The sequence below is a fragment of the Zhengella sedimenti genome, from assembly GCF_046506625.1.
Classification (GTDB): Bacteria; Pseudomonadota; Alphaproteobacteria; order Rhizobiales; family Rhizobiaceae; genus Zhengella; species Zhengella sedimenti.
In genome coordinates this window covers 314,687-326,391 of sequence record NZ_JBKFFP010000004.1, presented here as the reverse complement: position 1 = coordinate 326,391, position 11,705 = coordinate 314,687, and the positions used below count along the sequence as shown (strand labels likewise).

Genomic DNA, 11,705 nt, shown 5'->3' with positions numbered 1-11,705 from the left:
CTGCCTTACCGGAACGGAAAACTCAAGCGGATGCCTCCGGCCAGGCCTTGCTGAAGGTGACCGGCCTTGCATACGACTATTCCGGCGTGACGGCAGTCAATGACTGCTCCCTGGAACTGCCCAAGGGCGAGATCGCGGCGCTGATCGGCGGCAACGGCGCGGGCAAGTCGACCAGCGTGAAGATGATCGCCGGTGCGCTGCGGCCGCGTGCCGGGAAAATCATTTTCGACGGGCAGGACATTACCGGCCTGCCGGCGCATCAGGTCGTCGAACTCGGGATCGCGCTGGTTCCGGAAGGCCGCCTTGTCTTCCAGCACATGACCGTGCGCGAGAACCTCCTGCTCAGCGGCCATGTCCGCCGGGCCCGTGCCCATTGCCAGCAGAATCTCGACCATGTGTTCGCGCTTTTTCCCCGGCTGAGGGACAGGCAGGGCCAGAATGCCGGCTCGCTGTCGGGCGGCGAGCAGCAGATGCTCGCCATCGGGCGCGGCCTCATGACCCGGCCGCGCATCCTGATCCTGGACGAGCCGTCGCTGGGTCTGAGCCCGATCCTGGTCGCGCAGATCTTTTCGCTGGTGCGCAAGCTCAACGAGGAAGGCATCAGCGTCCTGCTGGTCGAGCAGAATGTCCATCACACGCTGATGATCGCCAATCACGCCTATGTCCTGGAAAAGGGCAGGGTGGTGCAAACCGGGGAAGGTCGGGCGCTGCTCAACGATCCCAAGGTCAAGGAAGTCTATCTGGGGCTGGCCTGAAGCCGGCAAACCCAAAAGGAGAGAGAAGATGAAGAGAAGGACATTCCTACAAGGCTCAGGCGCCCTCGTGCTGGCCGGCGCCGCGCCTTCCATCGCGTTCGGCCAGGAGAACACCATCACCTTCGGCGGCTCCGTTCCGATGAGCGGCGCGGCGGCCGAAACCGGCCTGAACGTGCTCCAGGGTTACCAGTGCGCGGTGAAATACATCAACGAGGAAAAGGGTGGCATCGAGGTCGGCGGCAATACCTACAAGCTCGCCCTGAACCTGTTCGACGATGCCTCCGATCCGTCGCGCGCGACGACGCTCATCCAGCGCCAGGTCGATGAAGGCGTCGATTTCTTCCTCGGCTCCTTCGGCTCCAACATCGTTCTGCCGACCTGTTCGATCACGGAAGCGGCCGGGCGCATCATGGTCCAGGCCGGCGGCGGCTCTGACCTGATCTTCACCCAGGGACGCAAGCGCGTCTTCGGCATCTTCCCGCGCGCCTCGCGGCAGTTCGTGTCCTCGGTCAACATGTTCACCAGCCTCGAGCCGAAGGTGAAGAGCGTGTCGATCATGTACACCAACGACGCCTTCTCCGAATTCCAGGCCAAGGGCGCGCGCGCCAGCCTCGAGGAAGCGGGCATCACGGTGCTCGACTACATCGCGCTTCCCGTCGGGGTCAGCGACGTTTCCAACGTCCTGACCACGATCCGCGAGAACACGCCCGACATCCTGGTCTGCACCACGCATGACCAGACGTCGATCCTGATCGCACGCCAGATGGTTTCGAGCGATACCAACGTGCCGATGCTCTACCAGACGCTCGGGCCGCAGACGACCGCCTACAAGGACGCGCTGGGCAACTACGCCAACGGTGTGGTCACGCAGGCCTACTGGACGGAACGGGCACCTTATTCCGGTGACTATTTCGGCTCGGCCGGTGACTTCGCCAAGTATTTCCGCGCCAATTTCGGCCGTGAACTGACCTACCACATGGCCAGCGGCGCGGCCTGCATCGTCACCTATGTCGAGGCGGTGCGGCGCGCCGGCTCGCTCGACCGCGACGCGGTGCGCGATGCCCTGGCGGCCATCGACTTCGAGTGCTTCTACGGACGGATCCGCTTCACCGATGACGGCGATGGCGATGCCTCGCTGCTCGGCCCGCTGCTGATCCAGCGGCAGAATGGCGAACTGGAAGTGATCGCCCCGCCGGACGGGGCCTCGGCGGCGCCGGTCTATCCGGCTCCGACCTGGAAAGAGCGGGCCTGACCGCTCCTTCCATTCATTCCCAGAAATGAAATCCGGTCCGGCATGAGAGCCGGACCGGCAAGCCTGATGCGTCATCACGCAACCAGACCGGAGTCACTGAATGGCAGCCCTTCCGCTTCTCGAACTCGGTCCCGACCCGCGGGAGCGCGGCACGGTTCATGGCACGACGCTGGCGGAGGCGATCCGGGACAACATCGAGACCTATCTCGCCCGCTTCGAGGCTGCCGGCGCCGACCGCAGCACCGTTCTGGCGCAGAGCGAGGGCTGGCTCGATTTCATCCGGCACGACAATGGCGAATATGCCGAGGAAATGGCGGCGATAGCCGGTGCGGCGGGCGTTTCGGCCACCGAGATCGCGATGCTGAACGCCCGCTACGAAATCACCTACCTGGCGTTCGGAACCGAGGCAAAGGCGGCCAATACGCGTCTCGAACAGGAGGGCTGCACGTCGTTCGGCGTGATGCCCGAAGCCAGTGCGAACGGTCATACGCTGCTTTGCCAGAACTGGGACTGGCTTGAGAAGGTCCGCGGGCGGACCTTTGTCCAGCGGGTGCGGCGCGCTTCCTCGCCCGATGAGGGTAAACCCGATTTCATCGGTTTCAGCGAAGCGGGAATCGTCGGCTCCAAGATGGGCGTGAACGCCGCCGGAATCGGCCTTTGCGTCAACGGCCTCGTCACGCCGCGCGACGGTACCACGGGGATGCGCAAGCCGTTTCACGTGCGCTGCAAGGAAATCCTCGATGCCTGGCGTTTCGACCAGGCGCTCATGCCGGTCGTCCAGACCGACCGCACCGCATCCAGCAACTTCCTGCTGGGCCACAGCGACGGTGAAATCCTGGATATCGAGGCGACCCCGGAATACTGCTCCTATCTCTCGCCGGTGGACGGTATCGTCGTGCACGCCAATCACCTTGTGAAGGAAACGCGCACGACATCGCAGATGGAACGGATCGCGCCGAACACGCTCTATCGCGGGCCGCGCATGGAGCGTTTCCTGCGCCGGCACACCGGCCGGATCGACCGGGGCGTGATCGAGGAAGGGCTGCGCGACCACTTTTCCGCTCCGGCGGCGATCTGCCGCCATGCCGACACGGCCTTGCCGGCGGAAAAGCGGGTCATCACGGTGGCGGCCATTCTCATCGACCTGGACGACCGTGTGCTCCATGTCACCGACGGCCCGCCCTGCGAGGCACCGTTCCAGTCATTTCCACTTCATGCCGGCGGCAGCCGGCCCGGCACGCATTGAAGGAGAACCAGATGGACGACATGACCCCGGTGAAATGGCAGGATGGTGCGCGTTGCGCCGTGATGCTGACCTTCGATTTCGACGCCGAGACGCTGTGGCTGTCGCGCAACCCCGACAACGCCCGCCGCCCCGGCGTGCTTTCGCAGGGCATCTACGGCGCGAAGACCGGCGTGCCCAAGATCCTGGAACTGTTGCGCGAGGAGGACCTGAAGGCCACCTTCTTCGTCCCCGGATGGACAGCGGAGAAATACACCGACCGCATGGAGGCCATTGCCGCGGACGGCCACGAGATCGGCCATCACGGCTATCTGCACGAATGGATCGATCCGGATTATCCCGACAAGGAGCGCGAGGCGCTGGAAAAGGGGCTGGAGGCGCTGAAGAAGACCGTCGGTGTCAAGCCGAAGGGCTATCGCTCGCCGGCGGGCGAGACGTCGGAGAACATGATCGGCCTGCTGCAGGAATACGGCTTCGACTACGACAGTTCGCTCATGGACCAGATCAGCCCCTACCGCCATGTGCTTGCCGATGGCGGGCGAGGTCCGGTGGAACTGCCCTGGCACTGGAGCCTCGACGACGCACCCTACGCGCTGTTCGCCATCCAGTCGCCGCGGCCGATCCACACCAACCAGCACATCCTGAGCATCTGGAAAGAGGAATTCACCGAGATCTACCGCTGGGGCGGGCTGGTCAACATCGTCATGCATCCGCAGATCATCGGGCGGCCGTCGCGGCTGGCCATGCTACGGGAATACATCGCCTTCATCCGCCGCCATCCCGGCGTCTGGTTCGCGACAGGCGAAGAGGTGGCCCGGGTGTGGGCTGCCGGCGAAAAAGGCTAGCAGAGAGCGCGCCGCGATGAACCTTTTCTTGCAGACGACCCTGAACGGCCTCGTGCTCGGCGGGATCTATTCGCTTGCCGCCGTCGGTTTCTCGCTGGTGTTCGGCGTGCTCGGCATCGTCAACCTGACGCATGGCATCTTCGTCATCGCGGGGGCCTATGGCGCGCTCGTCCTGTTCACCAAGCTCGGTATCGATCCGCTGATCGCCATAATCCCGATCGGCGCGGTCCTGTTCGCCGTCGGCTATGCCTATCAGCGCACGATCATCCAGTGGGCGATTTCGCGTGCCTCGCTGGTTGCATCGCTGGTCGTCACCTTCGGCGTGGCGATGATGGCGCGCAACGTGCTGCAGATCGTCTTCGGCCCGGATGTGCATACGATCACGCCCACTTACAGCTTTTCGAGCCTGACGCTCGGCGACCTGCGGATCGACCTCGTGCGGATCGTGGCGCTGGGCGCCAGCCTGGTGCTGCTATCGGTCCTGGCCCTTGTGCTTGCCCGGACCCATTTCGGACGGGCGATCCGTGCCACGGCGCAGCAACCGCTCGCAGCGGAACTGTCGGGTTTGAACACGCGCAACCTGCACGGGCTGACATTCGGCCTTGGCGCGGCGATGGCAGGCGCATCGGGCGCCATCATCGGCATCGTTCAGCCCTTTACCGCCACCAGCGAGGTGGCCTGGACGCTCAACGCCTTCATCGTCGTCGTGCTGGGCGGCATCGGAAGCCCGGCCGGCGCGCTGGTCGGCGGCCTGCTGCTCGGGCTGATCAACGCCTATACCGCGCAATATGTCGGCCCCGCGCTGACACAGGCGGCGATGTTCCTGGTCCTGGTGCTGATGCTCCTTGTGCGGCCGAACGGGCTGCTTGGAAACGCATTTGGAGAAAGTCGATGAAGCAGGGACTTGCCCTTGCCGCCGCCGTGGCGGTCGTGATCGCCGCGCTCGTCCTGCCGTTGTGGATCGGTCCGTTCTATACCCGCGTCCTGCAACTGTTCTTCTTCTCCGCCGCGCTGGCGGTGGCGTGGAACATCCTTGGCGGCTTCTCCGGCTACTGGAGTTTCGGCCACACCGTCTTCATCGGCATGGGGGCCTTCGCCGCCGCCCACTTCGTCCAGCAAGCCGGACCGTTCGGATCCGGGCCATGGGCGATCCTGGTTCCGGTTCTCTTCGCAGGCGTCCTGTGCGGCGTTTTCGCCGTGATCATTGCCTATCCGATCCTGCGCCTGCGCGGCATCTATTTCGCCATCGCCATGCTGGGCGTCAGCCAGGTCGTCGGCGAACTCGTCAACAATGTGAGCTGGTTCCAGGGCGGTGTCGGCGTGTTCCTGCCGCCGCCGGCGCTCGACGGAATGGCGCCGGAGGACTTCTTCTACTATGTCTTCGGCGGGCTTCTCCTGATCTGCGTCATCATCGCGATGATGGTCCGCAAGTCACGTTTCGGCCATGCGCTGCTTTCCATCCGCGAGGACGAGGAAACCGCGATGATGCTGGGCGTGGCGACCGAACGCTACAAGATCGCCGCCTTCGTGCTTTCGGCCATGCTGGTGGGGATTCTCGGCGCCGTCTATGCCTACAGCGTGGGCTACTTCACCACCTACACCGTATTCCGCCTCGATTTTTCATTGAACATGATCGTCTTCTGCCTGATCGGCGGCATCGGAACCCTTTTCGGTCCCATCATCGGCACGGCCATCATGCTGTTCATTACCCAGGTTCTCCTGTCGCGCTTTCTCGACATCCATCTGCTGATCACCGGAGCCATGGTCGTGGTCATCATCCTGCTCATGCCCGGCGGTGTCATCGGCGCGTTGCGGGCATGGCGCCAAACCTCGGCGGCCGGCAAGGATCGTGAAGCGGAGGCACAGACATGAGCGGGATCATCCTGTCGGGCCGGGGCGTGACCAAATCATTCGCCGGCCTTACCGCCATCCAGAACGTGGATTTCGAGATCCCGGAGAATGCCATCTTCGGCCTCATCGGTCCGAACGGCGCGGGGAAGTCGACACTGTTCAACCTGATAACCGGGTATTACCCCCTCACGGCGGGCGAAATCCGGTTCAAGGGCGAGGACATTTCCGGGCTGCCCACCTACAAGCGCAACCAGGCGGGCATCGCCCGTGCCTTCCAGATTTCAAAGCCTTTCCCGGCGCTGACGGTGCGCGAGAACGTGGCGATCGGCGCGATGTTCGGCCGGCCGGAAACCCATGACGCCGAAGCGACCGTCGAGGAGGCGCTGGCTATTGCGGGCCTCGGCGAGCTTGCCGACCGCACAGCCGAGGGTCTGACCATGGGCGCGCTGCGCAAGCTGGAAGTCGCGCGCGCCTTCGCCACGCGGCCATCCCTGCTGCTGGCCGACGAACCCTGTGCGGGGCTCAATCCGACGGAGACGGCGGAAATGGTCAACTGCCTGCGCAAGGTGCGTGACCGGGGCACGACGGTGTGGCTCGTCGAACACGACATGAAGGCTGTCACCAGCATCTGCGACCGGATCCTTGTCATCGATGCGGGCAGCAAGATCGCCGAGGGCACACCGCAGGAAGTGGTGTCGGATCCGAAGGTCGTGGCCGCCTATCTGGGTGAGCCGCTTGAAAACACGGACAACTGATCCCTTGCCGCGGGCCAGCGCGTCCGGGCCGGCCTGTCGCCATCGAGGACGAGTGCAATGAACCGGGAAACGGGCACATCGGGCGGCGCCAGCCGCATCGGCGTGGAAATTGGCGGAACATTCACCGATCTCGTCTGGGCGGACGGCGAGGGGCGCCTGCATACGGGCAAGACGCCTTCGACGCCGGCGGCCATCCACGAGGCCGTGCTGACCGTGATCGGCGATGCGGGGCTTCCGCTCGAACAGGCCGGCGGGATCACGCATGGCTCGACGGTGGCCACCAATGCGCTGATCACGCGCAAGGGCGCGGCGGTCGGGCTTCTGACGACGGCGGGTTTCCGGGATGTTGTCATCGTCGGTCGCGGCGACCGCGACCACGGCATCTATGACATGCAGTACCGCCGCAATCCGCCACCGATCCGGCGCAGCATGATCGGCGAAGTGCCGGAGCGGATGGGCGCCGACGGCCATGTGATCGTGCCCCTCGATCTCGAGGCCGCATGGCGCGAAACCGAGATCCTGCTGGAGAAGGGGGCAGCGGCAATTGCGGTCAGCCTGCTTCATGCCTACCGCAATCCGGCCCATGAACGGGCGGTGGCACAGATGATCCGGGAGCGGGCACCGCATGTCGCGGTGTCGGCCAGCCACGAGGTTTCGCCCGAATTCCGCGAGTATGAGCGCACGGTCACGACGGTCGCCAACGCCTTTCTGGAGCCGGTCGTCGAATCCTACCTCAAGCGGCTCGATGGCAGCCTCAAGGCACGCGGCTATCGCGGCGTCCTCAACATCATGCAATCCAATGGCGGCGTCATGCCGACCGAGGCGGCGGGCGCCAATGCCGTTCGGATGCTGATGTCGGGCCCGGCGGCCGGGGTGCGTGCAGCCGTCTGGTTCGCGCAACGCAACGGTATCGGCGACATCATCACGCTCGACATGGGCGGCACCAGCACCGATATCGCGATGGCGCCGGGACTGGTGCCGCGCATGGTTCCCGAACTCAGGATCGACGGTCTGCCGCTTCGCACCGCCTCGATCGACATGACGACCATCGGCGCAGGCGGCGGCTCCATCGCTCGGATCGATGAGGGCGGATTGCTTGCGGTCGGACCGGAAAGCGCGGGCTCCGAGCCCGGACCGGTCTGTTACGGACGCGGCGGTGTGGAGCCGACCGTCACCGACGCGCAGGTCGTAGCCGGACTTCTCCAGCCCGACCAGTTCTTCTCGGGGCGGATCCGGTTGTCGCGCGCGGCGGCGGAGGCGGCGCTGACCCCGCTGGACACCGATGCGGACGCCCGAAAGGCCGCGGACGCGGTCCTGAGGCTCGTGAACAGCAACATGGCGGCAGCCGTGCGCCTGGTTTCCACCAGCCGCGGCATCGATCCGCGCGACTTCACCCTGGTGGCCTATGGCGGCGGCGGACCGCTCCATGCCGCGATGGTGGCGGACCTGCTGGGCATGAAGCAGGTTCTCGTTCCGTGGGCACCCGGATTGGCAAGCGCATTCGGCCTGCTGATCGCCGATACGCTCATCGACGCGACGCACAGCGACCGTCACAGGCTGGATGAAACGAGCCTCGATGCCGCGCGCCTTTCGCGTCTGTTGAAACTCGCCGACAGACTGGCTGAAAAACACGGCATCGGTCCAGGCGACCGCGAGACGGCGATCGGGCTGGACATGCGCTATGCCGGGCAGGCCTTCGAACTCACAGTGTGGACGGATGCCGGAACCGCTTCCGCTTCTGCCTTGCGACAGCTTTTCGAGGAGGAACACCGGAACCACTACGGCTATGCGCGCGCCGGTCTGGACGTCGAGGTCGTTTCCTACCGCGTCCGCGTCACCGCACGCCTGGGCGCCAGCATCTCGACACCCCTGCCTGAAGGCAGCGGCCCGGCGCCCGCGACGGCTGAAATCCTCATCGACGGAAACGCGGCCGAAGCCACCGTGCTTGCACGGGATGGCTTTGCGGCGGGCCAGAGGCTCAGCGGGCCGGCGATCCTGACGGAGCCGACTTCGACCACGGTCGTGCCGTCCGGCTGGGAGGCGGAGTGCCTTTCCACCGGCGACCTGATGCTCAGGAGGACCCGATGACCGCCGATCCGACGCTCACCGTCATCCTCATCCAGGCCTTGCAGTCTGCCGCCGACGAAATGGCAACCAACCTGATCCGCTCGGCCTTCTCGGCCGTGGTGCGCGAGGCGCGGGACTGTTCGACCGCACTTCTCGACGCCGAGGGCCGGGTCATTGCCCAGGCCGACATGATCCCCATGCAAACGGCGGCGATGAGCGCATCCTTCGCGGCGGCAGCGGAGCAACTCGACCTGACAAAGGTCGGGCCGCGCAGCTTCATCCTGCTGAACGATCCCTATAGCGGCGGCCAGCACCTCAACGACCTCATTCTCTTCACGCCGGTCTTTCATGGCGGGGAACTTCTGGGATGGAGCGGCAGTACCGCCCACCATCTCGACATCGGCGGCGGCGCGGCAGGCGTCAACACAGGCGCGCGCGAACTCATCCAGGAGGGAATCGTCGTCCCGCCGCTGCTTCTTGACATCGACCGGGACTGGCATGGCGGCATGGCCGAGCGGCTGATCTTCGCCAATATCCGCACGCCCGAAATCGGAATGGGCGACATGGACGCGCAATTCGCGGCCAATCATGTCGGCGCCAGGCGCCTGTGCGAACTTGCCGACAAATACGGCGCGCCGACGGTGCGGCAGGCCATGGCGGAGGCGCTCGATTATTCGGAGCGGCGGATGCGCGCCGCGATCCGCGCCATTCCGGACGGATGCTGGACCGGCGAGGCCTTTCTCGACGGCGACGGCATCGACCCGCAGGGCAAGCCCATCCGCATTGCCGCAACCGTCACGATCGCCGGCGACGAGGCGACGATCGATTTCACGGGAACCGACCCGCAGGTGCGAACCATGTTCAACTCGCCGCTGGCCAGCAGCATAGCCGGCGCGGTCACCGCTCTCCGCAGCGTGCTGAACGATACCGGGATGCCCGCCAATGACGGTTGCAACCGGCCGATGACGCTCGTCTTTCCGGAAGGCTCGGTGCTCAACCCGAGGCCCGGCGCCCCGGTGCGCGCCCGGGCGACAACCTGCTGCCGTGCGCTCGATGCGGTTCACGATGCCCTTGCCCAGGTCTTGCCGGACCGGGTTCCGGGCGAGGGGGCGAATTCCACCACCGGCTTCTTCCTGGCCCATTCGGACCCGCAAGGAGGCATCTCCATCCATCTCGACGTTCTGGGTGGCGGATGGGGGGCCGCGCGCGGATATGATGCGATCCACGCCACCGACCATGTGCTTTCCTCCTGCCGGCTGACACCTGTCGAAGCCATCGAGCAACTCAATTCCCATATCCGCATCGAGGGCTTCGGCCTCATTCCCGATTCCTGGGGCGAAGGGCAGTTCAATGGCGGGCAGGGGATGTTCCGCAGGTTCCGGATCCTGAAGGACGATGTCACGCTCAGCCTCTATTCCGACCGCTTCCGCCTTGCGCCACGCGGGCGCGCCAGCGGACGCGACGGCATCAGCGCCAGTCTGACGGTCGAGCGCGGTGGTGTCATCACCGAACTGGGCGCCACGAGCACGTTCGCGCTGAAAGCCGGCGACCTTGTGGAAATCAGGCTGCCAGGCGGTGGCGGCTGGGGCGACCCGCTCGCGCGGGACCGTGATGCCGTGAAACGTGATCTCGAGGACGGGTTCATCTCGCCGGAAGCGGCACACGCCATCTACGGCATCGAGACGGAAACCGGGCGGACTCCGTCCGGCCGGGAGCACGCATGACAAACAGGACAGGGACCAGACGATGATTGCGCAATTCGAAGCGGACCTGCCCCGCGCAGGCGACATCGACACGGAAGCCCTCGTTGCCGGGATCATCCGGTGGGTCGAGATGGAAACCCCCTCGGACCGCCCCGACCTGATCGACCGGCTGCTCGATGCAATCGAGGCTGATTTCCGGGGACTTCCCGTCAAGCTGCGCCGCGTGCCCGGGCGCGAGGGGCGTGGCGGGCAATTGCTCATCGAATACGCGCCGGAGGGATGCCACGGAGCGCCGGCATTGCTCATGGGCCATGTCGACACGGTCTGGGATGCCGGCACGCTGGCGGCGCGGCCTGTGCGGCGCGATGGCGACCGGTTGCATGGCCCCGGCATCTTCGACATGAAGGCCGGTTCCTACCTGGCGACTGAGACGCTTCGCCGCATCGCCGCGCAAGGCCTGGTGCCGCCGCGCCCCGTCCAAGTCTATCTCAACAGCGACGAGGAGGTGGGCAGCCCGACCTCGCGTGCGCTTATCGAGGAACTTGCCGGCAAGGCCGCCTTCGTTCTCGTGCCAGAGCCTGCCTTCGAGGCGCCGGGAACGGTGGTCACCGCGCGCAAGGGTTGGGCCTGCTTCACCATGACCGCGCACGGTGTCTCCTCCCATGCCGGTGGCAACCGCACCGACGGGCGCAGCGCCATCCTCGAAATCGCCCGGCACATCGTCGAGATCGAGGCGATGAATGAAACCGAGACCAAGGCGACCTTCAATGTCGGGACCGTGCAGGGCGGAACGCGCGCCAACGTGGTGCCCGACCTTGCCCGTATCGATATCGACATGCGGGTGGAGGACATGGCCACAGCAGAGCGCCTTGTGGCAGCGCTCCTGTCGCGCAAACCGCTTGGCCAGGATATCCGCCTTGAGGTGGAGGGCGGGCTGAACCGGCCGCCATTTGTCCGCTCCGAGGCGGTGGCCGGGCTTTACGAAGCAACCGTGGCGCTGGCTGGCCATCTCGATCTTCCGATGGCCGAGACCACGCGCGGCGGCGTTTCGGATGGCAATTTTGCCGCCGCGCTCGGCCGTCCGGTCCTCGACGGACTGGGTTGCAACGGAGCCGGTGCCCATGCCGTGCATGAACACATTCTCGTCTCCACGGTGGCGCCGCGCGCCGCGCTTATGCACGCCATGCTCATGTCGGGGCATTTCCAGCAGCAGGCGCTTGGCTGATCCCTGACG

Annotated in this window: 10 protein-coding genes; all 10 read left to right on the top strand. The window is 65.5% G+C overall.

The window, feature by feature from the left end; translation table 11 throughout:
* The first annotated feature begins 47 nt into the window (after window positions 1-47).
* The 10 genes from ACLB6G_RS13530 to ACLB6G_RS13485 all read left to right on the top strand — a co-directional run bounded on the left by ACLB6G_RS13530 (window position 48) and on the right by ACLB6G_RS13485 (window position 11,696).
* The gene (locus tag ACLB6G_RS13530) at window positions 48-755 is read left to right on the top strand and encodes an ABC transporter ATP-binding protein (RefSeq protein ID WP_410356805.1); all 708 of its coding nucleotides are present in this window, start codon (window positions 48-50) and stop codon (window positions 753-755) included.
* A gap of 28 nt (window positions 756-783) precedes the next feature.
* A complete protein-coding gene (locus tag ACLB6G_RS13525; RefSeq protein WP_410356707.1) occupies window positions 784-2,007 on the top strand; it encodes an amino acid ABC transporter substrate-binding protein in 1,224 nt (407 codons plus the stop codon).
* A 100-nt stretch (window positions 2,008-2,107) separates the two neighbouring features.
* Window positions 2,108-3,253 (top strand): C45 family autoproteolytic acyltransferase/hydolase, encoded by a 1,146-nt coding sequence (locus ACLB6G_RS13520; protein WP_410356706.1) that lies wholly within the window; start codon window positions 2,108-2,110, stop codon window positions 3,251-3,253.
* 11 nt (window positions 3,254-3,264) lie between these two features.
* The gene (locus ACLB6G_RS13515; RefSeq protein ID WP_410356705.1) at window positions 3,265-4,095 is read left to right on the top strand and encodes a polysaccharide deacetylase family protein; all 831 of its coding nucleotides are present in this window, start codon (window positions 3,265-3,267) and stop codon (window positions 4,093-4,095) included.
* A gap of 16 nt (window positions 4,096-4,111) precedes the next feature.
* Window positions 4,112-4,990, top strand: a complete 879-nt coding sequence (locus ACLB6G_RS13510; protein ID WP_410356704.1) for a branched-chain amino acid ABC transporter permease — start codon at window positions 4,112-4,114, stop codon at window positions 4,988-4,990.
* Window positions 4,987-5,967: a branched-chain amino acid ABC transporter permease gene (locus ACLB6G_RS13505; protein ID WP_410356703.1), complete on the top strand. Its 981-nt coding sequence runs from the start codon at window positions 4,987-4,989 to the stop codon at window positions 5,965-5,967. Before ACLB6G_RS13510 ends, ACLB6G_RS13505 begins: the two co-directional genes overlap by 4 nt.
* A complete protein-coding gene (locus ACLB6G_RS13500) occupies window positions 5,964-6,701 on the top strand; it encodes an ABC transporter ATP-binding protein (protein WP_410356702.1) in 738 nt (245 codons plus the stop codon). The genes ACLB6G_RS13505 and ACLB6G_RS13500 overlap by 4 nt, the downstream gene beginning before the upstream one ends.
* Window positions 6,702-6,758: 57 nt before the next feature.
* Window positions 6,759-8,789 carry a hydantoinase/oxoprolinase family protein gene (locus ACLB6G_RS13495; protein ID WP_410356701.1) on the top strand — a complete coding sequence of 677 codons (2,031 nt, stop codon included), beginning with the start codon at window positions 6,759-6,761 and terminating at the stop codon, window positions 8,787-8,789.
* Window positions 8,786-10,492 carry a hydantoinase B/oxoprolinase family protein gene (locus tag ACLB6G_RS13490; protein ID WP_410356700.1) on the top strand — a complete coding sequence of 569 codons (1,707 nt, stop codon included), beginning with the start codon at window positions 8,786-8,788 and terminating at the stop codon, window positions 10,490-10,492. Before ACLB6G_RS13495 ends, ACLB6G_RS13490 begins: the two co-directional genes overlap by 4 nt.
* A 22-nt stretch (window positions 10,493-10,514) precedes the next feature.
* On the top strand, window positions 10,515-11,696 hold the full coding sequence (locus ACLB6G_RS13485; protein ID WP_410356699.1) for a M20 family metallopeptidase: 1,182 nt from the start codon (window positions 10,515-10,517) through the stop codon (window positions 11,694-11,696).
* Window positions 11,697-11,705: the final 9 nt, after the last annotated feature.

Excerpts from the sequence above, each read along its gene's own strand:
- ACLB6G_RS13490 (WP_410356700.1), top strand. The coding sequence starts at position 8,786 with ATGACCGCCGATCCGACGCTCACCGTCATCCTCATCCAGGCCTTGCAG.
- ACLB6G_RS13515 (WP_410356705.1), top strand. The coding sequence starts at position 3,265 with ATGGACGACATGACCCCGGTGAAATGGCAGGATGGTGCGCGTTGCGCC.
- ACLB6G_RS13505 (WP_410356703.1), top strand. The coding sequence starts at position 4,987 with ATGAAGCAGGGACTTGCCCTTGCCGCCGCCGTGGCGGTCGTGATCGCC.
- ACLB6G_RS13495 (WP_410356701.1), top strand. The coding sequence starts at position 6,759 with ATGAACCGGGAAACGGGCACATCGGGCGGCGCCAGCCGCATCGGCGTG.
- ACLB6G_RS13525 (WP_410356707.1), top strand. The coding sequence starts at position 784 with ATGAAGAGAAGGACATTCCTACAAGGCTCAGGCGCCCTCGTGCTGGCC.
- ACLB6G_RS13510 (WP_410356704.1), top strand. The coding sequence starts at position 4,112 with ATGAACCTTTTCTTGCAGACGACCCTGAACGGCCTCGTGCTCGGCGGG.
- ACLB6G_RS13520 (WP_410356706.1), top strand. The coding sequence starts at position 2,108 with ATGGCAGCCCTTCCGCTTCTCGAACTCGGTCCCGACCCGCGGGAGCGC.
- ACLB6G_RS13500 (WP_410356702.1), top strand. The coding sequence starts at position 5,964 with ATGAGCGGGATCATCCTGTCGGGCCGGGGCGTGACCAAATCATTCGCC.
- ACLB6G_RS13485 (WP_410356699.1), top strand. The coding sequence starts at position 10,515 with ATGATTGCGCAATTCGAAGCGGACCTGCCCCGCGCAGGCGACATCGAC.